General features: G+C 34.9%; 30 protein-coding genes and 1 riboswitch. Of the genes, 21 read left to right on the forward strand and 9 right to left on the reverse strand.

Annotation, left to right across the window (positions count from 1 at the left end; translation table 11 throughout):
• Positions 1-7: 7 nt before the first annotated feature.
• On the reverse strand, positions 8-565 hold the full coding sequence (locus ABH960_RS07730) for a CatB-related O-acetyltransferase (protein WP_002128459.1): 558 nt from the start codon (positions 563-565) through the stop codon (positions 8-10).
• Between the two features lie 139 nt (positions 566-704).
• On the opposite strand from ABH960_RS07730, the gene ABH960_RS07735 reads away from it, so the two are divergent.
• The 3 genes from ABH960_RS07735 to ABH960_RS07745 all read left to right on the forward strand — a co-directional run bounded on the left by ABH960_RS07735 (position 705) and on the right by ABH960_RS07745 (position 2,145).
• On the forward strand, positions 705-1,046 hold the full coding sequence (locus tag ABH960_RS07735) for an ASCH domain-containing protein (RefSeq protein WP_404444085.1): 342 nt from the start codon (positions 705-707) through the stop codon (positions 1,044-1,046).
• The gene (locus ABH960_RS07740; protein WP_404444088.1) at positions 1,043-1,438 is read left to right on the forward strand and encodes an NUDIX hydrolase; all 396 of its coding nucleotides are present in this window, start codon (positions 1,043-1,045) and stop codon (positions 1,436-1,438) included. Before ABH960_RS07735 ends, ABH960_RS07740 begins: the two co-directional genes overlap by 4 nt.
• Before the next feature lie 86 nt (positions 1,439-1,524).
• Positions 1,525-2,145: an acetate uptake transporter gene (locus ABH960_RS07745; protein WP_000070943.1), complete on the forward strand. Its 621-nt coding sequence runs from the start codon at positions 1,525-1,527 to the stop codon at positions 2,143-2,145.
• A gap of 43 nt (positions 2,146-2,188) precedes the next feature.
• On the opposite strand, the gene ABH960_RS07750 is transcribed toward ABH960_RS07745, so the two are convergent.
• Positions 2,189-3,286, reverse strand: a complete 1,098-nt coding sequence (locus ABH960_RS07750; RefSeq protein WP_219303272.1) for a phosphodiester glycosidase family protein — start codon at positions 3,284-3,286, stop codon at positions 2,189-2,191.
• 315 nt (positions 3,287-3,601) lie between these two features.
• Here ABH960_RS07750 and ABH960_RS07755 point away from each other — a divergent pair, with 315 nt between their 5' ends.
• From ABH960_RS07755 to ABH960_RS07775, 5 genes are all read left to right on the forward strand, one after another.
• Entirely contained in the window at positions 3,602-4,045 is a 444-nt protein-coding gene (locus ABH960_RS07755; protein WP_002185212.1) for a flavodoxin, read from the forward strand.
• Between the two features lie 16 nt (positions 4,046-4,061).
• Positions 4,062-4,961, forward strand: a complete 900-nt coding sequence (locus ABH960_RS07760) for a WD40/YVTN/BNR-like repeat-containing protein (protein WP_404444092.1) — start codon at positions 4,062-4,064, stop codon at positions 4,959-4,961.
• A gap of 218 nt (positions 4,962-5,179) precedes the next feature.
• A complete protein-coding gene (gene cspB / locus ABH960_RS07765) occupies positions 5,180-5,380 on the forward strand; it encodes a cold shock-like protein CspB (protein WP_001179147.1) in 201 nt (66 codons plus the stop codon).
• Between the two features lie 188 nt (positions 5,381-5,568).
• Positions 5,569-6,414, forward strand: a complete 846-nt coding sequence (locus ABH960_RS07770; RefSeq protein WP_002185214.1) for an exonuclease — start codon at positions 5,569-5,571, stop codon at positions 6,412-6,414.
• A gap of 341 nt (positions 6,415-6,755) precedes the next feature.
• Complete coding sequence (locus ABH960_RS07775) at positions 6,756-7,103, forward strand: hypothetical protein (protein ID WP_002087722.1); 348 nt, start codon at positions 6,756-6,758, stop codon at positions 7,101-7,103.
• Between the two features lie 313 nt (positions 7,104-7,416).
• Here the strand turns inward: ABH960_RS07775 and ABH960_RS07780 are convergent, their stop codons facing one another.
• Complete coding sequence (locus ABH960_RS07780; RefSeq protein WP_404444096.1) at positions 7,417-8,508, reverse strand: DUF3900 domain-containing protein; 1,092 nt, start codon at positions 8,506-8,508, stop codon at positions 7,417-7,419.
• A 115-nt stretch (positions 8,509-8,623) separates the two neighbouring features.
• Positions 8,624-8,950 (reverse strand): hypothetical protein, encoded by a 327-nt coding sequence (locus tag ABH960_RS07785; RefSeq protein ID WP_404444099.1) that lies wholly within the window; start codon positions 8,948-8,950, stop codon positions 8,624-8,626.
• A gap of 466 nt (positions 8,951-9,416) precedes the next feature.
• Here ABH960_RS07785 and ABH960_RS07790 point away from each other — a divergent pair, with 466 nt between their 5' ends.
• The 5 genes from ABH960_RS07790 (at position 9,417) to ABH960_RS07810 (ending at position 13,979) form a co-directional block, all read left to right on the forward strand.
• On the forward strand, positions 9,417-10,328 hold the full coding sequence (locus tag ABH960_RS07790) for a VanW family protein (protein WP_404444102.1): 912 nt from the start codon (positions 9,417-9,419) through the stop codon (positions 10,326-10,328).
• Positions 10,329-10,565: 237 nt separating this feature from the next.
• A riboswitch (SAM riboswitch) is annotated at positions 10,566-10,672 on the forward strand.
• A 69-nt stretch (positions 10,673-10,741) separates the two neighbouring features.
• Positions 10,742-11,410, forward strand: a complete 669-nt coding sequence (locus ABH960_RS07795) for an amino acid ABC transporter permease (protein WP_002066492.1) — start codon at positions 10,742-10,744, stop codon at positions 11,408-11,410.
• A gap of 19 nt (positions 11,411-11,429) precedes the next feature.
• Positions 11,430-12,191: an amino acid ABC transporter ATP-binding protein gene (locus ABH960_RS07800; protein WP_033708422.1), complete on the forward strand. Its 762-nt coding sequence runs from the start codon at positions 11,430-11,432 to the stop codon at positions 12,189-12,191.
• An 11-nt stretch (positions 12,192-12,202) separates the two neighbouring features.
• Entirely contained in the window at positions 12,203-12,988 is a 786-nt protein-coding gene (locus tag ABH960_RS07805) for an amino acid ABC transporter substrate-binding protein (protein ID WP_002033609.1), read from the forward strand.
• Between the two features lie 82 nt (positions 12,989-13,070).
• Positions 13,071-13,979 (forward strand): VOC family protein, encoded by a 909-nt coding sequence (locus tag ABH960_RS07810; protein WP_404444106.1) that lies wholly within the window; start codon positions 13,071-13,073, stop codon positions 13,977-13,979.
• A gap of 200 nt (positions 13,980-14,179) precedes the next feature.
• Here the strand turns inward: ABH960_RS07810 and ABH960_RS07815 are convergent, their stop codons facing one another.
• Positions 14,180-14,698 (reverse strand): GNAT family N-acetyltransferase, encoded by a 519-nt coding sequence (locus ABH960_RS07815; RefSeq protein WP_002087711.1) that lies wholly within the window; start codon positions 14,696-14,698, stop codon positions 14,180-14,182.
• A gap of 313 nt (positions 14,699-15,011) precedes the next feature.
• Between ABH960_RS07815 and ABH960_RS07820 the strand changes: the two genes are divergently transcribed.
• Both ABH960_RS07820 and colA read left to right on the forward strand, forming a co-directional pair.
• Positions 15,012-15,689 (forward strand): MgtC/SapB family protein, encoded by a 678-nt coding sequence (locus ABH960_RS07820; RefSeq protein WP_404444109.1) that lies wholly within the window; start codon positions 15,012-15,014, stop codon positions 15,687-15,689.
• Between the two features lie 203 nt (positions 15,690-15,892).
• Complete coding sequence (colA, locus tag ABH960_RS07825) at positions 15,893-18,808, forward strand: collagenase ColA (protein ID WP_404444112.1); 2,916 nt, start codon at positions 15,893-15,895, stop codon at positions 18,806-18,808.
• A 33-nt stretch (positions 18,809-18,841) separates the two neighbouring features.
• On the opposite strand, the gene ABH960_RS07830 is transcribed toward colA, so the two are convergent.
• Positions 18,842-19,345: a GNAT family N-acetyltransferase gene (locus ABH960_RS07830; RefSeq protein WP_000636219.1), complete on the reverse strand. Its 504-nt coding sequence runs from the start codon at positions 19,343-19,345 to the stop codon at positions 18,842-18,844.
• Between the two features lie 255 nt (positions 19,346-19,600).
• On the opposite strand from ABH960_RS07830, the gene ABH960_RS07835 reads away from it, so the two are divergent.
• The 6 genes from ABH960_RS07835 (at position 19,601) to ABH960_RS07860 (ending at position 23,830) form a co-directional block, all read left to right on the forward strand.
• Positions 19,601-19,999, forward strand: coding sequence for a DUF2871 family protein (locus tag ABH960_RS07835; RefSeq protein WP_033729908.1), 399 nt, complete (start codon positions 19,601-19,603; stop codon positions 19,997-19,999).
• A 171-nt stretch (positions 20,000-20,170) separates the two neighbouring features.
• A complete protein-coding gene (locus tag ABH960_RS07840; protein WP_404444117.1) occupies positions 20,171-21,562 on the forward strand; it encodes an FAD-binding oxidoreductase in 1,392 nt (463 codons plus the stop codon).
• A 6-nt stretch (positions 21,563-21,568) separates the two neighbouring features.
• On the forward strand, positions 21,569-21,916 hold the full coding sequence (locus ABH960_RS07845) for a DUF4260 domain-containing protein (RefSeq protein ID WP_000415340.1): 348 nt from the start codon (positions 21,569-21,571) through the stop codon (positions 21,914-21,916).
• 24 nt (positions 21,917-21,940) lie between these two features.
• The gene (locus ABH960_RS07850) at positions 21,941-22,477 is read left to right on the forward strand and encodes a GrpB family protein (RefSeq protein ID WP_000808566.1); all 537 of its coding nucleotides are present in this window, start codon (positions 21,941-21,943) and stop codon (positions 22,475-22,477) included.
• 187 nt (positions 22,478-22,664) lie between these two features.
• A complete protein-coding gene (locus ABH960_RS07855; protein WP_404444121.1) occupies positions 22,665-23,270 on the forward strand; it encodes an FMN-binding negative transcriptional regulator in 606 nt (201 codons plus the stop codon).
• Positions 23,271-23,620: 350 nt separating this feature from the next.
• Positions 23,621-23,830, forward strand: coding sequence for a hypothetical protein (locus ABH960_RS07860; protein ID WP_016120604.1), 210 nt, complete (start codon positions 23,621-23,623; stop codon positions 23,828-23,830).
• Positions 23,831-23,876: 46 nt separating this feature from the next.
• On the opposite strand, the gene ABH960_RS07865 is transcribed toward ABH960_RS07860, so the two are convergent.
• The 3 genes from ABH960_RS07865 to ABH960_RS07875 form a co-directional block, all read right to left on the reverse strand.
• Complete coding sequence (locus tag ABH960_RS07865; RefSeq protein WP_000592011.1) at positions 23,877-24,065, reverse strand: Phr family secreted Rap phosphatase inhibitor; 189 nt, start codon at positions 24,063-24,065, stop codon at positions 23,877-23,879.
• On the reverse strand, positions 24,062-25,156 hold the full coding sequence (locus ABH960_RS07870) for a response regulator aspartate phosphatase (RefSeq protein WP_404444124.1): 1,095 nt from the start codon (positions 25,154-25,156) through the stop codon (positions 24,062-24,064). The genes ABH960_RS07865 and ABH960_RS07870 overlap by 4 nt, the downstream gene beginning before the upstream one ends.
• Positions 25,157-25,432: 276 nt before the next feature.
• Positions 25,433-26,899 (reverse strand): protein adenylyltransferase SelO, encoded by a 1,467-nt coding sequence (locus tag ABH960_RS07875; RefSeq protein ID WP_016127388.1) that lies wholly within the window; start codon positions 26,897-26,899, stop codon positions 25,433-25,435.
• Positions 26,900-26,991 lie beyond the last annotated feature (92 nt).

The raw sequence follows: 26,991 nt of genomic DNA on the forward strand, positions 1-26,991 counted from the left end.
GTTTAGATTAAGTAGCTTCTTCTTCGGGAGAAGTGAAAAATTCGTTGACTTTGTTGGAGAGTAGAAATGGAATAGCTCCTTTTATAACGGAAATGTCCCAGTCCCACCATGCAAGGTTTTCTAGTTTTTCAATGATTTCTTGCGGGAAACGATATCGAACTAGTTTGGCAGGATTACCAGCGACGATTGCATATGGAGGTACGTCTTTTGTAACAACACTCTTGGCCCCGATAATGGCCCCGTTACCAATTGTAACACCAGATAAAATGCAGGATTGATAACCAATCCATACATCATTGCCGACTACGATATCACCTTTTGAAGAAGGATGCCCAGTAATGTGTGCTCCTTCTTCGAAGAGGACATTAAATGGATAAGTTGTTATCCAATCAGCACGATGTTCACCGCCAAGTACGAAAACGACTTCTTCTCCTAATGAACAAAACTTACCTATTTTTAATTTTGTTTCATCATTCCAAGAAAAAATAATAGGGCCTACTTTACTGTAAGTATAATCACCGATATCATATTTATTATATTCAGGTTTTTGATTTAAATATAACATACCAATTTTAGCATCCTCTCTAAAGAAAGTAATGGATATGGAACATTATATGCAAGGTGAAGTAAGGCGAACTATGTTGTATGAAATAGTAATGTGCAAAAATGTTAGTAGGCAAGATGAATAAAAGGGAGTGAAATGTATGAGATACGAAATGGGATTATATAATAAACCTTTTCAGTCGATTCAATTAGGAAAAAAAGTATATGAAGTACGCTTATACGATAAAAAACGTCAACTTATAAAACAAGACGATGAAATTGTATTTACGAACCTTACGACAGCAGAACCGATGGCTGTAAAAGTAACGGAGATAAAACGATACGAAAGCTTTAAAGCAATGTACGAACAAATTGATAAAAAATTATTTGATTGTGAAGAACTTAGTATAAAAGAAATGTTAGAAAGTACATACGGAATATATACGAAAGAACAAGAAAAAGAATGGGGAACAGTTGCGATTGGTGTTGAGGTAATAAAGTGAGAAGAAATCGCGGTGTAGCTATAATTATACAAGGTGGTAAAATCGCTCTTATAAAACGTGTTCGAGAAGGTGAAATGTATTTTGTTTTTCCAGGCGGGGGAATTGAAGAAGGAGAAACACCTGAAGAAGCAACGAAGCGAGAGGTTTATGAAGAATTAGGGGTACATATACAAGTGGAGCATCTGATTACAAAGGTGGAGTATAAAGGTACGGAGTATTATTATAATGCCCATATTATAGGTGGAGTTTTCGGAAGTGGTAAAGGCGAGGAGTTCGAGCTGAAAGATAGAGGGAGCTATATTCCTTTATGGATGCCGGTAAATGAGTTGCCAAATTTAAATGTAAAACCTTATGATATGGCCAAATGTGTATTTGATTATTATGGAATATAAGGTCTGACAACATACAAAAAAAACCATTGACATAGCCTTCTGATTTAAGTATTGTATTCGAGTATGTTTATAATCAGGAGGTTTATATGAGCAATCAAACTACTACACATCATGTGAAAATGACAACAGCAGATCCATCTGGAATTGGTCTATTTGGATTAGCGATGGTAACACTTGTAGCATCATCTCAAAAGTTAGGCTTAACAGATGGCGTTTCACTTGTATTACCATGGGCAATCTTTTTAGGAGGATTTGCACAAATCTTTGCATGCATTCACGATGCAAAGCATAACAATACGTTCGGTACAACAGCATTTGGTGCGTACGGCCTATTTTGGTTAGGTGTTGGAATGACTTGGTTAATTCAACTCGGAGTATTTGGCGAAAAATTAGCCCAAACTGCAGATTCAAAACAGCTTGGTGTAGCCTTTATCGGATACTTGATTTTCACGATCTTTATGACAATTGGTGCAATGGAAACACATAAAGTATTATTTATGATTTTCGTCCTTATTGATTTCTTATTTATTGGTCTTTCATTAAGTACTTTGGGTGTTATGCCGCACGCAATGCATAATTTAGCAGCGTATTCTGAACTATGTATTTCATTATTATCTTTCTATGGTTCAGCAGCAGCCGTGTTAAATACACACTTCGGAAAAGTTGTATTACCAGTTGGAAAACCATTTGGTATTTTTAAAAAGTAATAAAAAAGAACAGATGATTGTATAGTCATCTGTTCTTTTTTATTTATTTATTTATTGCTACAGCAGTAGATCCTGTCATTTCGGAAATCTTTTGAGAGCTTGCTGGGCTACCATCTATCGTTACATGAACTTGTTGCTTAGGGTTCGAGGTAACAACCCAGGCGTTTGGTAAATAGCGTGATTTATGAGATAAGGTTGAAGGGATGTTTAAAATGTCTCCCATTGCGTACAATGTTGCTGACGAGCCCCCGTCCATTGCCATTGCATTTATGGCCCCTTTTTCATAAAGAATATCTTGGCAGTCTCTTAAAGAAGCTCCGATACTATGAGGTTGTCTTCCATCAATGATGAAAAACATAATTGATCCATCTTTTTTCTGAGCCATAATACTTCGGGGACCATAGCCCCATCCGCCATCATTTGTAATCATTTTTTCGCCATTTACAATTAGTTGAGGCATAAAGCCAGCAGCGGAAACGACATTCTTATTTAACAGTTGATTAGCAGAAAACTCTCCTGAAACCATTTGTCCGTATTTTGTAAGTCCACTGACGAGAGTAGGGGTATTAATGTCTTGCGGTGTGTTTATAACTTTCCCGTTTTCAATAACAATACCGATGCCTGTTTTACCACCACCATGCCCCGTTTCATCCCAGAACCCACTAGCATTTACAGCAGCAAGTGCATGGTTTCGTTTTGCCATGACATATATTTTTTCTCCAACGTCTTTCCCTTCTGAACCTTGTTGTGTAACGAGCTTTACATTTAATGGATTACTAATAGTCATTAATTTACCTTCAAAAAAATGATCATTGTATTTTTTCTTTATCGTTTCAATCGAAACGTTTAATGGTGCATTTTTCTTTCGCTCTAATTCTTGTTTTGAAAGTTTAGTATTGGCAAAATCGCTGTTTTTCCATTTTGGATTTGTAATGGATTGAGAAATATCATTTAACTCGTTATCAGACAGTAATGTAATTTTTGCGTATTGCGGATGTTGAGACGTTAAAATACTTTCCGCTGCGATGACACGTAAATTATGGCCGTATGAAGTGCCAAATAGAATAATGGCACCCACTGTTAATAATAGTGCTGTCAAAAGGGATGATATTTTTAAAAGTCTAATAAAAAATTTTTTCATTAGAAAGACTCCTCTTTTTGTAAGATCGAAATTGTTTGTTACCTAAAAATAATGAAATGTGTAAATGGCCTTTCGCATTATATATGCAACATATTAAATGTGAAAGGATGTATATACAATAAGTTGAGAAACTAGATTTGGCAATAGATGAATATGAATGTTAATACTCAAAATGAAAAGGGAATAGTCAGATGTACCATTTCTTTTAACATAAATGAAAAGGATATAAATTGAATGAAAATAATAATTGAAATTGATTCTCATTATTAATATAATGAGAATGAGAATCAATTATTGTAAGAGGGGGATGCCAAAGTGGCGAAAATTTTAATAGCGTATGCAAGTATGTCAGGGAATACAGAGAGTATTGCTGACTTAATTAAAGTAAGTTTAGATGCCTTTGATCATGAAGTAGTATTACAAGAGATGGAAGGTATGGATGCTGAAGAATTATTAACTTATGATGGAATCATTTTAGGATCTTATACATGGGGTGATGGTGAATTACCATTTGAAGCGGAAGATTTCCATGATGAGTTAGAAAATATAGATTTAACGGGTAAAAAAGTGGCTGTTTTTGGATCAGGTGATACGGCGTATGAGCTGTTTTGTGAAGCGGTAACGATATTTGAAGAACGTCTTGTAAAATGTGGGGCAGAACTTGTACAAGAAGGATTGAAAATTGAATTAGCTCCAGAAGATAAAGAAGACGTTGAAAAATGCAGTGATTTTGCAATTGCTTTTGCCGAGAAGTTCTAGGAACGGGAGTGTCAACGTGGAAACAATGTTAAGTGCAACTGCTATTACAAAGTTAAGAGATGGAAAGCTTTTGTTAGCTACTACATATAATGGTTTATTCATTGAAAAAGATGGAGAATGGAAACAGGCTTTAACTGGTTTCCAAAAACGAATTCGAGATTTACATAGTGAAGGTAACGTAGTTTACGGAGTAGGAGACGAAGGAGTTTTTATTCGTAGTATGAATGGTGGAGAAGCGTGGACGATCCAGCGCTTTCCAACGAAAGCAACGGGCTGGAATGTATGTAGTAATGAGAATGGAACAGTAATTGCTCATGGAGATAAAACACTGTATCATTCTAATAATTTTGGTTCCACATGGGAGACTATTCAGCCATTTCTTAATTACGGTAGTGAGGCACCATCTATTCGATCATTATTTTTATATAAACATTACTTATTTATCGGTACGAAAATACATACTAAATATGGTGGTGTTTGGCTTTTTGATTTAGAGACACGTAAATTAAAAAGGATTAAAATAGCGATGAATCAGATGATTTCTGCGTTGACTATACATAATTCCTATTTAGTAGCGGCAAGTGGATCGTGCAAGGGGATTAGCGGAAATATTTCTTTTTGCAGAATAAATGAGAGTATCGAAAGTGATAAAATAGGTTGGCATACATGTCAAAGTGAACAAAAAGCGAGTAGTTATTTAGATTTAAGTGTGGATCAACATGTGTTATATACAACATCAACGCAAAATAAGGCGGGAATTAGCACTGTTTGCCGTGTGCTTCTTGAAGAAGGAATTGTTACAGTATGTGATTCGGTTAAAGGGCATGGTTGGCGCATTGTTAATGAAAAAGAAGGCTATGTTGTAGCTGGATCAGGTGAATTAAAAACGATGCAGTGGAAAAAAAAAGCTGTATAACTTTAAAAAAACTTTACTTTTATTATATTGGTATGATATAGTTACTTTAAACCATTTTACTTTTAATAATATAGAGATTTAAATGAGCTGTAACTTCCGAGGAGGATAGCAATGTTAAATCTCCTCTGGGGTTGCAGTTTTTTAATATATGATGTATTATTGTAAAGTGGTTGAAAATGAATATGTACATATAGGTACATTGTAGGAGGATTTTTTAAATGCAAAACGGTAAAGTAAAATGGTTTAACGCAGAAAAAGGTTTCGGTTTCATCGAGGTTGAAGGCGGAGAAGACGTATTCGTTCATTTCTCAGCTATCCAAGGCGACGGCTTCAAATCTTTAGAAGAAGGTCAAGAAGTTACTTTCGAAGTAGAACAAGGTAACCGTGGACCTCAAGCTACAAACGTAAACAAGAAGTAATTATGAAAAAAGAAGGGCTTGCCCTTCTTTTTTTTTGCGTTTTTATTGAATATCCTCCTATGTACATGTAATAATAAGACTGAATTTTTGATTTTTATGCGAAGTTTTTCATGCATAAAGTGCATTAATAAATAAATACTGAAAATAAAGTATGTGTGTGAAAAGGAATTTAGAAAGAGGTAAATAAATTGAAAAACGCTACACACTTCATTGTGTTTGATATTGAAAGGAATTTTAGGCCGTATAAATCAGAAGATCCGTCAGAAATAGTTGATATTGGAGCTGTAAAAATAGATGTGAGTACAATGAAGGTTATTGGAGAATTTTCAGAGTTAGTAAAACCAAGTGCCCCATTAACTCGTCATACAACAAAATTAACTGGAATTACAAAGAAAGATTTAATAGGTGTAGGGAATTTCCCTCAAATTATAGAGAAATTTATTCAGTTCATCGGAGAAGATTCAATATTTGTTTCATGGGGAAAAGAAGATTACCGTTTTCTATCTCAAGATTGTACATTATACGGTGTAGAATGCCCATGTATGGAAAAAGAGAGTAGATTTGATGTGCAAAAATTTGTTTTTCAGGCGTATGAAGAATTATTTGAGCATACACCAAGTTTACAATTTGCAGTGGATCAGCTCGGCTTAACGTGGGAAGGGAAGCAGCACCGAGCTTTAGCAGATGCTGAGAATACAGCAAATATCTTTCTGAAAGTATATGGCGAGAGAGATATTAACAAGCGATACAAGAGACATGGTGAGCTTGAACTTGTAAAGAACGGAAAACTAACAGAAAAAGCGAAAAAAAGGATGCGGAAATGGGTGTTTAAAGAACTGAGAAAAAATACAGAGCGTCCTTTTGTATGGAGTGCATTTGAAAGTAGTGACACGTGGGAAGGTATAACGGAAAGATATTATATAAGTGAATCAGCAGTAGAACTTCTGAAAAAACACTTTCCTACTGCGGTGAGAAAAGCGGAGCGGCAGCTTAGGTATTTGGCTGAGATGGAGAAAGTAGTAGAAGAAAGTTAGTAATAAAATTTATTTTATTCATATGTACAACTAGACTTCAGGATTAAGTTGCTGAAGTTTAGTTGGAAAATTCACGGCTTGTCCTGTATTGTTAATGGAATATTTTGTTGTTTTTAGTACGGATATACATAGAAAAGAGTGTAGTTTAATGGAAGCAATCTTTAACATTTTAACCGTTTTAGTTTTTTTGATAATATTTACCACACTATTTGCACTAATTACACTTCCTTTCATAGCAAAGAAGAAGAATTGGAAAAAGCTTAATATATCTTTAGCTCGTGGTGTATTAAAGATTAAAATCGAAGAGTAAGGTAAGAGTCTTATACAAGGGAGGTGTGATAGTGATAGACTTGGAAATCAAAGATGTCACCGTACAGATGGAATTAAATGGTGTCTTTTGGAATGAGGATGGAATTGCTGAAATGATGGTGACTACAAAGGCGGAGCATTCTCTTATTCTTCGTCTAGTAGTTGACTTAGAAAGTAAAACGATTCGTGCGATGAATGCCGAGATAGTGGGTGGGTTCTGTCCTCTATGTAAACAGAAAAGGAACGAATGTAGTGAACTTAATGACGTGCAAAATAAAATGGATATTTTAGAAGAAGCCTACGATTGGGTGAGAGAGCATCCGGAATATCGTTTTCAATTATCTTTTTACGAGTACAATAAATTTGAGGTAGTAAAGTGAAATTTTCATTTTAACAACATACATAATGACTAAAAGGAAAAACACCAAAAACTTATAGAAGGACTTGGTCAACTAGGAATATTGAAGTAGATGTCTCTCATGGAAATACGCTTGTACAACAAGGAAGGAATCTGCTTGATGCTACAAGAAATGTCATCTTGGAGCAAAAATATTTTTTAAAAATAAGCATATTTGTTATAAAGAAGAAAAACCGATTCTTAGTAGAATCGGTTTTTAGTATAAATGTCAACTATGTCCCAAATAAAAGAGCGCTTGTTAATAGAGCTCAGTAAAAATAGGTATATGGAAGCATTTATTCGATCCCATTCGGATCATAAGAATACTGCTGTTTATTCTCAATCCGCTCAATTACGTCTTCTAATTCATCCGGCTTCAGAAACTCAATGGGAGAGAAGCCTTTCTCAAAAGTAAGTGTGTCAGCCTCAATCATTAATACATATCGGGCGTTTACCTTTGCGATATGTATTAGGTCTCCGAAATCAGCAAGCAAAGCCTTCACAGAGATATGATCTGCTTTTAGCTTTAATTCCACTTCAGGGGCGTGCTCGACGATTTGAGCGGTAGCTTCCATTACTTCTTCTGTTGAAAATTGTTCCATAATTTCGCGTTTCGGACTGGCAGCCCATACTTCCATCGCTTGGTCGAACTGTTCACGTTCTTCAGTACCTTCTTCAAATACATCTTCAATTTGGTCGTATACCATGTCCATTACTTGTGTTTTCATAATTTCAGGCATAGAGCGTTCGTATTCGACGAATTTTAAGAAGTCTTCAAAGTAGCGGGCGTGTGATGCTTGGTGTATTTTTAGTTCGCCAGGCTCCACCATACCTTCTTCAGGCATGTATGGGTACTGGATAGATTTCATATTCTTTGTTGTGATGGCCATTTCAACGTTACGAATAAGTGTTGATTCATCAGAAATGGAAGCAACCTTTGGTTCGAAGTCACATTTCATTACGAATACGAATGGATCATCAAAGTATTTGCGTAGTTTTGCTTGAGCGATTAAAAACACACCACCACGTACAGCGCTTGTGTCAAGGTATGTATAAACGAGAGGTTCGCTCATATCTTTGAAGTTTTCTTTTGTTTCTGCAAAGCGAATACGATTAAATAAGTTGTAATGAGGGTTTGAATCGAGTTCATGCCCTTCTTCTACAATAAAGCGACCGATCTTCGTTGGGGCTTGTTCTGTTTTTGCGTGACGTTCTACTTTTCGCTTTGAAATTTTTAATAATTCACCATTCAAAAATTCTTTTAAAGAGCTATCTTCATACTCTTCAGCGTCTAATGTTTGAAAATGTTTATAGCGCTTATCAACTGCTTCACCTTTTCCTTCTACTTGTACTACATAAAAGGAAAGAAAATTTATTTCAAAATCCATATTTATCACCTTGTTTCATTTCATTAACTCTTATCAGTATAGAGATGGAAAAAACTTTCGTCAATTTATATAAGGAAGGGGGAGCCCCTTCCTTATATATTTGTTATTTTCGAAATTAAAATCCGTCTTCTAATGCTGAAAATGGAATATTTAGCCTATTTTCTACTGTACGTAAACGCTGATTTAAGCGGTTTAATCTACGCGTATGACGCTCAACTGTGTTTTCTAGTTGACGTACTCTTTGCTCAAGCTCATTTACTCGTCTTTCTAATTGACGGTTTCCAGTACCAGGGAAAGAGATTGGAAGTTGAAATTGTCGATTTTGATCATATGGATTAAATTGTTCTGTTTGATCTATATATTGTTGGTATTGTGCCTGTAAATCATACTGAGGTTGGTAACCATATTGGTTAAATGAATCATAAGGATTGTAGGGATACATAAAAACATCCTCCATTTCTTTATAATAGGTTAAATTCATCATAATGTATGTGCAAAAGCGGAGTAGTGGCACGGCAAATACCTATATACACTGAAGCGAATGATTGTTTTTACCTATAAAAGCTCGGTTTAAGTTGTTTAATAATGATCACATATGAAAAATCGGTATTACGGTTTCTAAAGCATGCAGATGAATAGAGAGGTGAAATGAAAGAGTGTTACATTTGTATTTCATCTGTTGAATGGTATATACTGGATGGAGATAGGTTGCATAAAAGTTACAATTTTATCAAACTCGAAAATTTATATAAATATGTATAGACATTTACAAAAGAAAAGAGTAATTTTAATAGAGTAAAAAACAACTTGTAACATTTTCTAAATATATTGTAAAATGATTGTAACAAAAGATACATAAAAATGAAATAATACATAAGAAATAATGTTGGGGAAAAGGAGAGAGTATATTGTTCCGAAAAATAAAGGGTATATTAGTAGGGGTGCTATGTGTAGCTGTAGTAAGTGGTTGTGGTACAAAAGTAAGTGATGTGGCATTAGTAAGTGATTTTGGTGGGAATGTTGTAGAGGCTAAGGCTGATGTACAGGATTCAATTAGCTTAGTGGATGGGCGTACTGGTACTGAAGTGAAAAAAATAGACTTATCGAGTTTAGGTTATTTTGAAGATGAGTCGAAATTCAAAAAATCCGTAACGAAGGTTGCAGGTGAAGTCGGGAAAAATGTTGACAAAAAGATGGTCCCTTCACGTATAGCATCTGATGGATCATGGCAAGAAGGAAAGCCTTCTTTTGAATTAATGGAAAAAGAATTAGTAGATAAATTATTAAACGTTGGTATGTGGGATTCTTCATATCAGTTACCTATCGTTGAGAAAAAGCCTACCGCAACATTAAGTGATGCGCAAGGAAGTGGCACGGTAATTGGTAGATATGAAACGAATTTAGGTGGATCAGCAGGTGGCCGTATTGAGAATATTCGTTTGTCGGCAGCGAGCATAAATGGAGTTGTATTAGCAAAAGGAGACAGTTTCTCTTTCAATGCATTAATCGGTGATACAACGCCAGATAAAGGATATCAATTAGGTAAAGAAATTGTAGATGGTAAATTAGTAGATGGTTATGGTGGTGGCGTTTGTCAAACATCATCAACGCTATACAATGCAGCAGATCAAGCTGGTTTGAAAATGGTAGAGAGAACTACACATTCTAAAACAGTAGGTTATGTCCCTCAGGGAAGAGATGCTACAATTGCTTATCCATATTTAGACTTAGTATTTGAAAATACGAATGATGCTCCTGTTAAGCTTTATATGGGCATTCAAGGCGGAAAGTTAGTTGCTGAAGTACATAAGATGAAATAAATATGTAGTTAAAGGATAAGAAAGTAAAATATTTATAGTTTCTATAATTGAAGCCATCTCTTCTGAATTTCAGAGGAGATGGCTTTTGTGTACAGTTTATTAAGAATAGTAAATTGATGTATTACTAGTATGTTCGAAAAAGGGTTGAGTTTAATTCTTAGTTTTCCTATTGACATTGTTTAATTTTAACTGTATTCTTCATAATAACAACTAAATAAATGGAAAAATTTATTAGTTTTCTTATCAAGAGAGATGGAGGGACTGGCCCGGTGAAATCTCAGCAACAGGCTAAAAAAGCACTGTGCTAATTCCAGCAAACGTAAAAGGCGTTTGGAAGATGAAGGGAAGTGGATTAACATTCAACTCTTCTTATATGTGTAAGAAGAGTTTTTTGTTTAGAGAGGGGGGATAGAGTGAAATTTGATGTAGCGTATTTTTTAGAAAGTTTTCCGCAATTATTTAAGTATGTATACATAACTTTAGGGATTACTGTAGTTTCAATGATTATTTCTTTCTTTATAGGGATTGGCTTGGCGATCATTACAAAAAACAAAACGAAATTTTTATATCCAATTGCAAGGGTGTATATCTCTTTCTTTAGAGGAACACCGTTATTGGTTCAATTGTTTGTGTTGTATTTCGGATTGCCACAAATATCTCCGGCTTTTACAGTACTTACAGCTATGCAAGCAACTTTAATTGGCCTCAGTTTAAATAATGCTGCTTATTTGTCAGAAATCATTCGAGGTTCATTAAATGCTGTGGAATCAGGGCAAATGGATGCTTGTTTATCAGTTGGAATGACAAAAGCACAAGCGATGCGACAAATTATCTTTCCGCAGGCTATTCGTGTAGCAGTGCCGTCACTTGGAAATAATTTTGTTGGATTGTTAAAAGAATCTTCGTTATCTTTTGCACTTGGAGTGGCTGAAATATTGGCACAAGCGAAAATGCTGGCGGCACAATCGTATCGTTATATGGAAAGCTATTTAGCGGTAGCGATTGTGTATTGGATTATTACAATCGTAATCAGCTGGGGACAGAAAAGGTTGGAGAAGAAACTTGATGCACCGTATTTATAAGAGAAATGAGGTGATATATGTGATTGAGTTAAAAAATTTGTATAAATCTTACAAACATAATGAAGTGCTGAAAGGAATCTCACTTACTGTCAAAAAAGGGGAAGTGGTAGTAATTATTGGACCTTCTGGTTCAGGGAAATCGACATTACTACGATGTTTAAATTTATTAGAACAACCGGATGATGGCAGTATTAGAATTGAAGATTTAGAGATTCATACGAAGAAACTTTATCAAAAAGAAATCATAAAATTACGTCAAAAAACAGCTATGGTTTTTCAAAACTATAATTTATTTAAAAATAAAACAGCATTGCAAAATATTACAACAGCATTAACGGTTGTACAGAAAAAAAGTGAAGAAGAGGCAAATGGAATAGCGAGAGAAATATTAAAACAAGTAGGCTTAGCTGATAAAGAAGATTTTTATCCGGCAATGTTATCAGGTGGACAACAGCAAAGGGTAGGGATTGCTAGGGCAATGGCTTTAAATCCAGCTGTATTATTGTTTGATGAACCGACTTCAGCACTTGATCCAGAATTAGTTAATGAGGTATTACAAGTTATTAAAGACTTGGCAAGACAACATATAACGATGGTTATTGTTACACATGAAATGAATTTTGCAAAAGAGGTGGCTGATCGCGTTATTTTTATGGCTGATGGAATCATCGTAGAGCAGGGAACGCCAGAAGAGATTTTTCGAAACCCACAAAATGAACGTACGAAAAAGTTTTTACGGCAATTAAATGCATCTGAAGAAGGAAACCATTTCGTTATTTAGGAGGAAGAGTTATGAGAAAATCGTCATTATTACTAACATTAGCATTAACACTATCAGTTGGAGCTTTGTCTGCATGTGGTTCTAATGCAGCAAGTAAAAAGACAGATGAAAAAGTAGTGAAAGTTGGGACTTCTGCAGGTCGTAGCCCATTTATATTTAAAGAGGGTGAGAAAGTAAAAGGTTTTGATGCTGAAATTATTGAAGCGGCTGCTAAAAAAGCTGGATATAAAGTAGAATGGAATGTTTCTGATTTTGAAGGATTATTCGGTTTATTAGATTCAGGCCGTATTGATACGATTGCAAATGAATTATCCGTTTCTCCGGAAAGAAAAAAGAAATATGACTTTTCGATCCCGTATGTGTATTCAGGTTCTGTTTTTGCGGTGAAGAAAAATAATAATACAATTAAATCGCTAGAGGATCTAAAAGGAAAGACTGTAGGTGTTGGACTTGGTACAGCAGGAGAGCAAGAGTTAAAAGCTTTAAATAAAAATAATGCTTTTACGATTAAAACGTACTCAGAGGACCCAACGGCGGAATTGAACGAAGTAGGATTCGGACGCGTCGATGCTTATTATAATGATAAAGTTCAAGTGGAAACAACAATAACAAAGGCGAAACTAGATAATGTAAAAGTTGGATTTGGCCCACTTGAATGGGGAGAGATTGCATTTCCATTTGCAAAAAAGAGTGAAAAGTTAGAAGATATAAACAAGGCGTTAAAAGAATTAGAGCAAGATGGAACATTAAGTGACATATCGAAAAAATGGCTAAAAGTTGATGCTACAAAAAAATAAAATTAAGGTGTATTCGTTGAATGGGCCTATTGCCTATCAACTTACATAAAAAAACTAAAGGGAACTGGAGAGGACGTTATTCATGGTACAAATTCATCCGAAAACATGTATTGGTCATGTTGCATTTAAAGTAAAAGATCTAGAGCGTCAAATTGCTTTTTATGAGAATGTAGTAGGGTTAGAGGTAAGTAAGCAAGAGGGGAATAAAGCATATTTAACAGGAAAAGGTGGTAAGAATACGTTACTTGTCCTTGAGCAGTTGGAAGATGCAGCGCTACAAGAACCGCGTACGACGGGTATATATCACGTAGCCTTTTTAGTTCCGACTCGTGAAGCTTTTGCTTCGGCACTATTTGGTGTTATTCGCAATAAAAAGGTAATTGATAGTCCGGCTGAGCAAGAAGGGCGTTATACATATTCAAATGAAATTTTGCCAATTTCAAGATTTAATAGTGCAAGTGATCATACGTATAGTGAGGCGTTTTATTTACAAGATTTAGAGGGGAATGGTATCGAGATTTATGCAGATCGCCCTCGAGGTCAATGGGGAGAAGGGCCAGGGGGAAGTACGCCACTAGATTTAAAAGAACTGGCAACACTCGTTAATTATGAGTTTGATGGATTACCTGCTGACACTGTCGTTGGGCACGTCCATTTACGAATAGCTGATGTAGGAAAGTCACATGAGTTTTATGTAGATACAGTAGGTTTTGAAGTACAACAGCGTGAAGATGATTGCTTATTTATTTCGGCAGGAGGCTATCATCACCATATTGGTGCAAATACGTGGAACGGAGTAAATAATCCGTATCCACCAGCACATGCAACTGGACTAAAAGTGTATACGATAGTACTACCGCATAAAGAAGCGTTAGATGAAGTGAAAGAAAGATTAATAGAAAAACAACATGAAATAAATGAAACTACAAATGGATTTACTGTAGTAGATCCAAGTGGTATTACAGTGCAGTTTGAAATAGAAGCAGTATAAAGTGAAACTTTAATCAGTGGGGGTTTTGTTCATCCCCCACTGATTATTAGCCTTCACCAATCGGGCGTTTATGGGCAGTTAATCTCCCACCTAACTTCTTTGTTCCAGCTGAATTTTGAGGTGGGAGTTGTACTGCCCGTTAACGCGGGATAAAACAAGCCAGAAAGTGTTTAATCACTTTCTGGCTTGTTTTTGATTATTTAGAGCTCAATCCAATACCTTCTCACAACATTCCCATCTTCTTCAGTGAAATCATCATCACGGAGACCGCCGTTATGTAAAATCGTTTTCTCTGAAGCAGTATTCACCTCGTCGCAAACGACAAGTGCTTTCGTGATGTTTAATTCTTTCGTTTTTTCTAATGATAACTCTAGTAACTTTGTAGCATAACCTTTTCTTCTTTCAGAAGGGCGAATACCGTAACCGATATGGCCTCCAGCATTAAATAAATGCTCCGTCAAACTATGACGAATATTAACAACTCCTACAATTTTATTTTCATTTGTAACAAGCCAATAAGTAGAATCTGGTACCCAAGTTTCAGGAATATTTATTCCGTTATGTGCGTCGTGTAATTCTTGAATCATTGCCGTGAAATTAGAAGGATTTTTTGAAATAACCCATGGAATCATCGTTTCACCGCTATCTTTCCATTCGTTATAAAAATCTAAGTATTCTTCTTGTAAATCAGTAGTAGGTGTAAGTAAAGAGACGTTCATTGTTAGTAAGCTCCTTTTATTTATGTTTTATTTCACAAAAATTATGATATAAAATGAAAGCGTTTCCTGGATTTCTCAACCTCATTTCACGCAACTCATATGCCATTTTTAACTGAAAATAAGTTAGACGTTGAATTTTAAAGTTTTTTTGTATGAGAAGTAGGTTGTTTCATTTATGTTAATATTTAAAATATTAACATAAAATCACTGGGATATTAAATGTATTTTAATAAAATGCTTTTATATCGATGGATAGATGCATGTGATAATTTTTGTTTTATCTCTCTATAATGAATAAAAGGGGGAAGTGCTCGTGAGCTTACATATTGATTTTATTATACGAATCGGTGTTGCTGGTTTGTTAGGGGCGATAATCGGTATTGAAAGGGAAATTCGCTCAAAAGAAGCTGGATTAAAAACACATTTCCTAGTAGCCGTAGGGAGTGCTTTAATAATGGTCGTTTCGAAATATGCTTTTTCGGATATTGTGTTTGAAGAACATATGGCTCTTGATCCGAGCCGGATTGCAGCGCAAGTTGTTAGTGGAGTTGGATTTTTAGGTGCAGGTACAATCATTATTCAAAAGCAGGCAGTGAAAGGATTAACGACAGCGGCTGGTTTATGGGCTACAGCAGGAATAGGGCTAACAATTGGAGCAGGTATGTATGTTGTAGGGATTGGAGCGATGATTCTCGTTTTGATTGGTTTAGAGATTGTAAGTCGTATTTTTAAGGTGCAATTTTTATTTCCGCAAAATATAACAGTGCAAATGTGTATAAATAAACACGCAGCGGTACAACAAATAGTAGAGACGCTACGAGTGAAAGGTATTCCAATACTTTCATATGAAGTTGAAGCTTTACAGCAAGATACAGAAATAGTTTATAAGGTAGGAATGCAATTGAAAAATATATCGTCAGAAGAAAAGAATGCATTTATTCAGCATATGCAAACATTGCCGGAAATTACGTTTATAAAGTTAAAATCATAGTGTTGAAATAGAGGATAGATGTAGCAGGAATTTCGCTATTATCTATCTTTTTTTGACATAAATCACATGTGAAGTCAAGTGTTAATTTCGCTTTGAGTGGATACATGTGTGAACGTTCCCTTCTTTTTTCTCAATACAGAATAAATAGTCAGAATAGTAAAATAATTGAGCAGGACACTAAAAAATGTAAGGTAGGGGAGAGCATGAAAGGCTATTCAAAAAAAGTTTTAGTAGGGGTAAGTTTTGCTAGTTTAATGTTAGGGAGTTTTCAAGGAAGCATATTGGCGGAAGATACTAAGGGAGAGCAAGTTTCATATCGAAATGTGCTAAAAATGGAGCCGGTTGGTGTACAACTACCAGTGGAAGAATTAGCTCATTCATCGAAAGTATTAGAAAGCAAGTCTTTTGAGAAAAGGCTACAATTTGCTGATTTATCGCAAAGACCGCCTGAAGTAAAAAAGGAAAGTAAGCAATTAGCTGTAGCGAAAACTTATACAATTGCTGAATTAAATCAATTAAGCAATCAACAATTAGTAGATTTACTTGTAACAATCGATTGGGAGCAAATTACGGGGCTATTTCAGTTTAATAAGGACAGTCTTGCATTCTATCAAAATGATAGTAGGATGCAGGCAATTATTGATAAATTGAAGCAGCAAGGACAGGCTTATACGCAAGACGATTCAAAAGGGATTGAGACATTAGTGGAAGTTTTGCGATCAGGGTTTTATTTAGGATTTTATAATACAGAATTAAGTAAACTAAATGAACGTAGCTATCATGACAAGTGCTTACCTGCATTAAAAACGATTGCGAACAATCCAAATTTCAAACTCGGTACGTTAGAACAAAATAAAGTTGTATCATCATATGGGAAATTAATAGGAAATGCTTCGAGTGATGTGGAAACGATAACATCGGCTGCAAAGATTTTTAAGCAATATAATGATAATTTTTCTACATTGGTAGATAATCTTTCAGCTGGAAATGCGATTTACGATATTATGCAAGGTGTTGATTACGATATTCAATCGTATTTGTACGATACGAGAAAAGCACCGAAAGATACAGTATGGTACCAAAAAATAGATAGCTATATTAATGAATTAAGTAGATTCGCGTTAATGGGAACGATTACAGAGAAAAACGGATGGCTTATTAATAATGGCATTTATTATACAGGTAGACTCGGCACATTCCATAGTACAGGGACAAAAGGATTACAAGTTGTAACAGATGCGATGAAAATCTATCCTTATTTAGGTGAGCAATATTTCGTAGCAGCTGAGCAAATTACGACGAATTATGGCGGGAAAGATGCAAACGGTAACGTTGTTAATTTAGATCAAATACGAGAAGATGGGAAGAAAAAGTATTTGCCGAAAACGTATACGTTTGATGATGGTGCAATTGTTTTAAAAGCGGGAGATAAAGTGACTGAGGAGAAAGTTAAACGTTTATATTGGGCAGCAAAAGAAGTGAAGGCACAATTCCATCGTACGGTTGAAAGTGACCAACCGTTAGAAAAAGGAAATCCAGATGATGTATTAACGATGGTTATTTATAATAGCCCGGCTGAATATCAATTTAATCGTCAATTGTACGGGTATGAAACGAATAACGGCGGTCTTTATATAGAAGGAACAGGTACGTTCTTTACTTATGAACGTACGCCAGAAGAAAGTATTTATAGTTTAGAAGAATTGTTCCGACATGAATTCACGCATTATTTACAAGGTAGATATGAAGTGCCAGGACTTTGGGGACAAGGTAAGATATATGAGAATGAGAGATTATCTTGGTTTGAAGAAGGGAATGCTGAGTTTTTTGCAGGTGCAACGAGAACGGACAACGTCGTTCCAAGAAAGAGTATTATAGGAGGACTATCTTCGAATCCAGCAGAACGTTATACCGCAGAGCGAACGTTAAATGCAAAGTATGGAACGTGGGATTTCTACAATTATTCCTTTGCTTTACAATCGTATATGTACAATAAGAGATACGATATGTTTGATAAAGTTCATGATCTTATTAGGAAAAATGATGTAACAGCATATGATGCATACCGCTCTGCTTTAAGTAAAGATGCGAATTTAAATAAAGAGTATCAAGACTATATGCAAATGTTAGTAGACAATCGTGAGAAATATAATGTTCCGTTAGTGTCAGATGATTATTTAGCAACTCATGCACCGAAACCAGTTTCGGATATTGCGGCAGAAATTACAGCGGAAGCAAAATTAAGTAATGTATCAGTTAAGAAAAATAAATCACAGTTCTTTAATACATTTACACTACAAGGAACGTATACAGGTACTACTGCAAAAGGAGAATATGAAGACTGGAAAACAATTACACAAAACGTGAATGATACGTTAAAGCGTTTAAGTGCAAAAGAATGGACAGGCTATAAAACAGTAACAGCGTACTTTGTAAATTACCGTGTGAATGCATCAGGACAATTTGAATATGATGTTGTATTCCATGGTATTAATACAGAAGAAGGTGCTGTGAATAAAGCACCAGTTGCGGTAATAAATGGTCCGTATAGCGGAAATGTAAATGAAGCAATCTCGTTTAAAAGCGATGGATCAAAAGATGAAGATGGGAAAATTGCTTCTTATAAATGGGAGTTTGGCGATGGTACTGAAAGTAGTGAACAAAATCCAACTCACGTATATACAAAAGAAGGAACATATACAGCAAAATTAACAGTAACAGACGATAAAGGATTAACTAATACTGCTACAGCAAGTGTAACTGTTCAAAAGAAAGAAGATAACAGTGTAGAAAAAGAGCCGAATAATTCATTCCAAACAGCGAATAAACTGCAGTTAAACCAATTGTTACGTGCAAGTTTAGGAAACGGTGATACAAGTGATTACTTTGAAATAAATGTGGAAACAGCTAGGAATCTCCAAATTAACGTAACGAAGGAAAATAATATTGGGGTAAACTGGGTTCTTTATTCAGCAGCAGATTTAAATAATTATGTTACGTATGCTCAGACGCAAGGAAATAAATTAGTGGGCAGCTACAATGCGCATCCAGGTAAGTATTATTTACATGTATATCAATATGGTGGGGGAACAGGGAATTATACGGTAGAAGTGAAGTAACAAAAAGGTCGCCATGAATGGCGACCTTTTTTATTATGCGTTATACCCGAATAATTTTAGATCTTCTCCGGAGTCTGAAATTATTTTTTCGAATCGCAATCCTACTTTTTCTAACAGATTGCCTGAAGCAGCATTATCTATAGAAGTAATTGCTACAATTCGTTTCATACCTAGCTTATGTACACCGTATTCGATTACCGCAGCAGCTGATTCATAGCCGTACCCTTTCGAACGGAATTTTTCTAAAAAGGCAAAGCCGATATCAACATCTTCTAATGAATCTCTTTTAATAAGGCCGCACATGCCAAGTGGAGTGAGATCTTCTTTTCGTTCAACTAAGTAAAGACCAAAGCCTATTTTATTATACATATCGACCGGACCGTTTAAAATATAATTTTGAGCATCTTCTAGGTTTCTAACCCTTTTATCACCAATAAACTGAATCCATGCAGGATCGTTTACTAACTCAAGAATAAACGGAGCATCTTGTATATCGAACCAACGAAGAGTGAGTCGTTCAGTTTCAAGAACTATCAATCTATTGCACCACCTTTATAAGTTATAATAATTAGTATGGATCGTGTAACACAAAAGCGCAACATATTTTAATAGAGTCCTGCTTGTTCACATAAAGTTCGATTGTTTTGTATAAAAGGATATTTTATAATTAGGATTGACTGTAAAGAGTGAGATGCTTATACAATGACTCCTAGGAAACTAGGAGTTTTTACTATATAACTATCATTATTACTAAATATGACACATTACACATTCTACTTAAGGAGGTACATAATGAAGAAATTATATAACGCATCGTTTACGTATTTAATTATTGGTTTACTATCAGGAATATTCGCTAGGGAGTATGGGAAATTTAAAGGAATACTAGGATCTACACTATTAAATCTTTTGCATACACATACGTTAGTACTTGGCTTTTTCTTCTTTTTAATTGCTTTAGGATTAGCGAAAGTATTCGCTTTTCATGAAGTGAAAGGATTTAATAAATGGTTTGTTTTACATAATATCGCATTAACTTTAATGTTAGGATCGCTGGCAGCGAGAGGACTTCTTCAACTAAATGGAGCGGACTTTAAAGGGTTAACTTATATTGTAGGGTTCTCTCATTCTCTGATGGCATTTACTTTAGTTTGGTTTATGTTGTTAATAAAGAAGTCATTTAAAATATAGTATTATTGAAAAGAACTTGCACTAATTAGTGCAAGTTCTTTTTGTTTATTCGACAGTAGGAAACGAATTTTATATATGTAAAACTTGAATTATTTAATTTTTCGGATTATTATGTATGAAATAGTTAACATATTTTGTAATTCTAATTTATAGAAAGTAGGAGAGTGTACGATGGAAATAACGGTAGAGCGTTTAGTAAATGAATTAAGGGGTGTACTTCCCGAAAATCGAGTAGTTGTGAATAAGACAGTAAGAGAGTTACATAGTAAAGATGAATCTTATCATATTAGTAGTTTACCTGATGTAGTTGTTTTTCCGAAGACGACCGAAGAGGTCAGTAGGATAATGAAAGTAGCGAGTGAGCATGAAAAACCTGTCGTTCCTTTTGGGGTAGGTTCTAGTTTAGAAGGTCATATAATTCCTTATGAAAAGGGGATTACAGTTGATTTTTCATTAATGAACAAAATACTTGAAATAAGAGAGAAAGATTTTCTAGTGAAGGTACAACCGGGAGTGACACGCTCTCAGCTCAATAAAGAATTGAAAAAGTACGGTCTGTTCTTTAGTGTAGACCCAGGTGCAGATGCAACGTTAGGTGGAATGGCTGCTACGAATGCAAGCGGAACGACAGCGGTGAGATATGGAGTTATGCGTGATCAAGTTCGTGATTTAGAGGTGGTACTTGCTGATGGGGAAGTAATACATACTGGAAATTTAGCAGCGAAGTCATCATCAGGTTATCATTTAAATGGAATTTTCGTAGGATCAGAAGGAACGCTTGGATGCTTTACAGAGTTAACATTAAAAGTATACGGCATACCAGAACATGTTATGGCTGCGAGAGCATCGTTTCCAACTATAAATGATGCGGTAGAAGCTGTTATTAATATACTGCAAGCGGGTATTCCAATTGCGAGAATTGAACTTGTAGATGAATTATCTATGAAACAAGTAAATCATTATAATGAAACAAGTTACAGAGAAGAGCCTACATTGTTTTTAGAGTTTCACGGTAATGAAGCTGGGCTAAAGCAAGACATTGAATTTACGAAGGAAATTGTTTTTGATCATAAATGTAAAGAAGTTGCTTTTGAAACGGAAACTGCGGCGAGAAATAAATTATGGGATGCACGGCATAATCTAGCGTACTCTTACGTGCATAGCTATCCTGGTAAAAAGCTTATGAGTACAGACGTATGTGTACCAATTTCAGAATTAGCGGGTGCAATCCAACATGCGAAAGAGACATTAGATAAAGTAGGTCTTGTTGGTGGTATTCTTGGCCATGTAGGAGACGGGAATTTCCACGTGCTCTTAATGGTTGATCCAAACGATAAAGAAGAAGTGGAAAAAGCGGATGAAATAAATGAAAGTATCGTTTTATATGCTCTTAAACGTGGTGGAACGTGTACGGGAGAACATGGTGTTGGAATCGGAAAACGGAAGTATCAAGAAGAAGAACATGGCGCGGCATTATTGGTAATGGAGAAAATAAAGAAAGCTCTTGATCCGCAAAATATTTTAAATCCGAATAAAATTTTCAAGCTAACAGATAAGGAATGATGAATTTTGGAGAAACGAATTATACACTTTGAAGGATTGGTCGTCTTATTAGCTGCGATTTATATATATGCATTATGTGGATTTAGTTGGTTATTATTTATCGTATTACTTTTTGCACCTGATTTAGCAATGGTGGCGTACGCTATTAACAAACGTGTTGGTGCACAAATTTATAATCTATTTCACACATATATCATATCAATATTACTTGTTTTAATAGGGGTCTATTTAAAGATGGATACAATTTTAATGGTTGGTTTAATATGGACAGCACATATTGGAATGGATCGAATGCTTGGGTATGGATTGAAGTATGAAACTGATTTTAAGGATACGCATATTCAGAGGTTATAAAAGTGATTTGAGAAGGGTGGTCAATTGAAACAATTTATTACTGTTGAGAAATATAATACACAATGGGAAAGTGAATTTTGTAAATTACAGACGTTGATTAATAACGTAATGGGAGAACTCATTTTTTCTATAGAGCACGTTGGGAGTACATCTGTTAAAGGCCTTGCTTCTAAACCGATATTAGATGTCGATGTTGTAATAGAAGATTATGATGTTTTTCCGAAAGTAATAAAGAGGCTTGAACAGATAGGTTATTTTCATCAAGAAGAGTGGAGTTTTAAGGGGAGAGAAGCTTTTGGGAGAAAGGATCAATATGTTCCGAGGGACGGGAAGAATACAATTTGGATGGAACATCATTTATATGTATGCGATAAGAATAGTGAAGAGTTAAGAAGACATGTGGCGTTTCGTGATTACCTTCGTGGAAATCCAAACGTTGTTATTGAATATGGAAAGCTAAAGAAAGAATTAGCAGAAACGGCGGAAAATCGCTTAAGTTATAGCTTAGGCAAAACGGAATTTATTGAAGCTGTATTAGAAAAAGCTATGAAGGATAGTTGAATAGAAGAGTTTGTATCAATACGAAAATAGACTAAGGTGGCAGAAATCATATAATGCCACCTATTGTTTTTGAAGAAGAGGTTTTACTATATGAACTGACCTTATAAAACAATTACAATCTGCCCCTGCCAAATAATAAATCTCGTAAATATAATGAGAAATAAGAAGATAAGAAAAGAGGGAGCTTATGTACATACCAAAACATTTCACTATACAAGATGAAGAGACGAAGTACGAAATTATTGAACAAAATAGCTTTGCAACTTTATTTTCTCAACATAACGGAGCACCGTACGCAACGCATTTACCGTTATTGTTAAATAGGGAAACACTTACTTTATCCGGGCATTTTGCACGTCCAAATGAGCAATGGAAAGATAGTGAAAATCAACAAGTGTTAGCTGTTTTTCAAGGACCACATAGTTACATCTCTCCGTCATGGTATGAAACAAATAAAGCAGTACCAACATGGAACTATGTTGCGGTCCATGTATATGGAGAGTTAGAAATTGTTGAAGATGAACAGGAATTAATAGATTCTCTTCAAGATTTAGTACATAAATATGAAAACTCAAAGAGCACCTACTCACTGAAGGATGTAGATCCGAATTATATGGAAGGATTAAGTAGGGGAATAGTTGGGTTCAAAATAAAGATAAATAATATAGAAGGAAAAGCGAAGTTAAGTCAAAATCATTCTGGGCAAAGACGGAAATTAGTTGTGGAGGAACTTGAGAAAATTGGTAGTGAGGGGAGTAGGGGGATTGCTGATTTGATGAAAGAAATAGAGTGATTTCATATGAAGTAAAGGGATATTTCTATTTTTGTAGAAATATCTTTTACTTGAAAGAAAAACTGCCTCCGTAGCTCTAGAAGGGAAGAGCGCCGGAAAACAGTGTAGAACCGGGTCGCAAGGCGAAGGTTTCAGAAGCACCGAAAAGCAAATAAGCTGAGACAGGTGAAACTCCTGTCGGTGAAATTCCGTAGGGAAGCGTGTTCTCCTTAGCCTATGCTTACGAAAGGAGTACGGGTTCGAATCCCGTCGGAGGCATATAGAAAACCGTATATTAAGAAATAGTTTGTCTTTGTTATACTCATTTAATGGTAAAATTAAAGTTAGGATATTTTATAGTGGGAAACAAAATGGAAGTGTTTTTAGTAGCCATCTTTTCAGCGACTATCATAATGATGACTGTTTTTGTTATAACAAAGGCTTGTTTTACGGGGTACAAGAGGAATGATATATCATTTCGGAAATTTATTTTTTTATTAAGTGTTTCAATTATGATAGGCTGTTTAGTATCATGGGTGTTACCATTTGGCTATGAAAAAATATTGGATTATATTAACTAAATAAGCGCATTTAAAAAGACCTTCTTAATTGAAGGTCTTTCATTTTTTAAAGTGCTTTTTCAGCTGTTGTCGTGTTGTAGTCTTTACTAACGTCAACTGATTGAACAAAATCAGGTCTTTGTGGTGCAGGAAGATCGGCATGACTTGCTTGATATGTAAATGAACTATTTATTCCAATAGACACAATACCAATAACAGATAATCCTAAAACGAGAGAACTAATTTTTTTAATCATTTTAGAGCTCCTTTCTCAAACGTTTTTTCTTTTGCTTGTAACGCTTTATGAAAATATTCACTCGCCTTTATATGATTATTTTCATCATAAAATTTAACAGCTAGTTTCTCTGAATACTCTTGAGTGTAGTTATATAAAGATTCTTTGTCGAAATAAGTAATTCCTTCAAGAATAATTTTTTCTAGATCTTCAGTTGACTCATTATTGTTAAATGAATTTAAATTTTTAAAATGAAGTATATATTCTTCATTATTTAGTTCTGTACAAACTTTTAATCCTTTTTTAATAAGTTCTTCCGCAATATTTATTTCACCAAGTTTAGAATGTTCTCTAGCTTGTAAAAAGGTCGCTTTAAAATGTGTAGGTATTTTTGTTGTAACTTCTGATAAATGTCGAATTGCTAGAGGAGAAAGGTTTTGACTTGCATAGAGCCAACCTAGATTATTGCGAACACTTAAAACTAAAGCATTCTCGTTGAATTTTTGTAAAATAGAAAGAGCAGAATTGAATTTTTCCTCTGCTTGTTCATATTGTTTTAAAAATACACATGAAGAACCAATTATGTTGTCACAAAGCGCTAATTTTATTTCAAATTCTTTTTCAGTAATGAAAATTTCTCTGGCTTTTGTTGCTTGCTGAATTGCTTCAATAGGTTTATAAAAATGTTGATTAAAGATAGCGAATCGATAATTGAATTCTGCTTCCTCTAATTTATCTGAAATATTGACTAATAGTTTCTCTGCCTTTTCATAATGTTTACTCGCTAAGTTATAATTTGTTGTTAAAGTAGCATAAATCGCTTTAAACAAATTATAGTAATAAGAAAGTGGATGATTAGATGAGATGGTATAAGAATCTATCTTATCAAAACTATCTTTAGTAATACTTAAACTAGCTGTTAAAATTTTATAGCGAAAATCTAGTAAGGAATAGTATAATGCTAAATTTTCGTCTTCTTTAAAATGTAGTTCCTTTTCCTCAATTTCATGCTTTAAATTCGTCGCCTGTGAAACATCTTGCTTTAGCATAGCTAAATACCAATCATTAAATAGTTTTGTAATTTGTTCATTACCTTGTAGTTGAACGTTCATGAAATCCCCTCACTTTTTGAATATTCTTATAAAATATATTATCAAAAATAATAATATTTAGAAATGGGGTTTTATATTTCTCAATATTTGTTTAGTGGATTTATTATTAAACAAATTGGAATAAAGTCAGTTTTGTTCTTTAGTTTAAGGGAGGGGAGTGTGGAATATAGTAAGGATAACTATAAGATGCTTCAGTCTATCTGTTTAAAAGGGAAGTGTATAAAAAAAGTGTGTTCACACAATTTGTATGAACACACCTTTTTACATATTAAACAATCACGTCCCACAAAAAGTACGATAAGGACGATTCGACGGCGCTGGAGGCGTGCAGTAATCCGCTTGTTCTTGAGAATATTCATAAGGATTTGCTAAAGCTTGAAGAAGTTTCTCCATTACGCTATAGTCTCCATTTTTAACAGCTGCTTCTAGTGCTTCTTCTACTCTGTGGTTTCGAGGGATGATTACTGGGTTGTTATTTTTCATTAATTTGTATGCATCATCTTTCGATTCTTTTTGTCTTTCTAACCGAGATTGCCATAGCTCGTACCATTCTTTAAATTCAGGACTTTCAAATAAAGGTGCATTTTCTAATATATTGTCAGTTAATGCACGGAATGTATTTGTATAATCTGCTTTATATTTTTCCATTGCTTTTAAAAGTTTCTCAATAAGTGATTGATCTTGCTCTTCATTGCTAAATAGTCCTAATTTCTTCTTCGTTCCGAGGAACCAATTGTTTTCGTACTGCACACTGAACTTTGAAATTTCATCTTGTGCAATTTTTAGTGCTTCTTCTTCATCTTCATGTAGTATCGGTATTAAAGATTCAGCTAAACGTGCGAGATCCCATGCAGCCATATATGGTTGATTTCCGTATGCATAACGGCCTTGTGTGTCAATAGAGCTAAATACTGTTCCTTGATTATAACTATCCATAAAGGCACATGGACCGTAATCAATCGTTTCACCGCTAATCGTTATATTGTCAGTGTTCATTACGCCGTGAATGAAGCCAACGAGTTGCCATTTTGCGATAAGGCTTGCTTGTCTCTTAATGACTTCTTGTAGTAGTGCGACATATGGATTTTCAGTAGATTCAACCTCTGGATAATGTCTTTTTATCGTATAATCAGCTAAAGCTTTGAGATCTTCGATTGAGCCTCGAGCTGCGGCGTATTGGAATGTTCCAACGCGTATATGACTGCTTGCAACTCTAGTTAAAATAGCTCCAGGTAACTTCGTTTCGCGATAGATTGTTTCGCCAGTTGAGACTACTGCTAAACTGCGAGTAGTTGGAATATCAAGCGCGTACATCGCTTCACTAATAATATACTCACGTAGCATTGGACCGAGTGCAGCGCGACCATCACCACGGCGCGAATATGGAGTTGGACCGGAACCTTTCAATTGAATATCAAACCGTTCGCCTGAAGGAGTAATTTGTTCTCCAATTAAAAGGGCACGACCATCTCCTAACATGTTGAAATGACCAAATTGGTGCCCAGCATACGCTTGAGCTAGTGGATGAGCTCCTTCTGGAATAGTATTACCAGCTAAAATGGCGATTTCAGCGTCCTTTTTTAGTTCCTCAGGATTAAAGCCAAGAGATATTGCTAAAGAATTATTTAGTTTAATTAACTCCGGTGAGTGTACAGGAGTTGGGGGGATTTCTGTATAAAATGATTGTGGTAAAGTCGTATAACTATTATCTAAATTCCAACCTGCTTCATTATTTTTAGTCATTTTATCTCCTCCTTGTTTATTTTTTTATTATGTATTTGTACGTATGTATTCTTTGTAAAATTAGCTAAAAGTATAATATGATATTTCCCCTT

It is taken from the genome of Bacillus sp. RC252, from assembly GCF_044909215.1.
Taxonomy (GTDB): Bacteria; Bacillota; Bacilli; order Bacillales; family Bacillaceae_G; genus Bacillus_A; species Bacillus_A mycoides.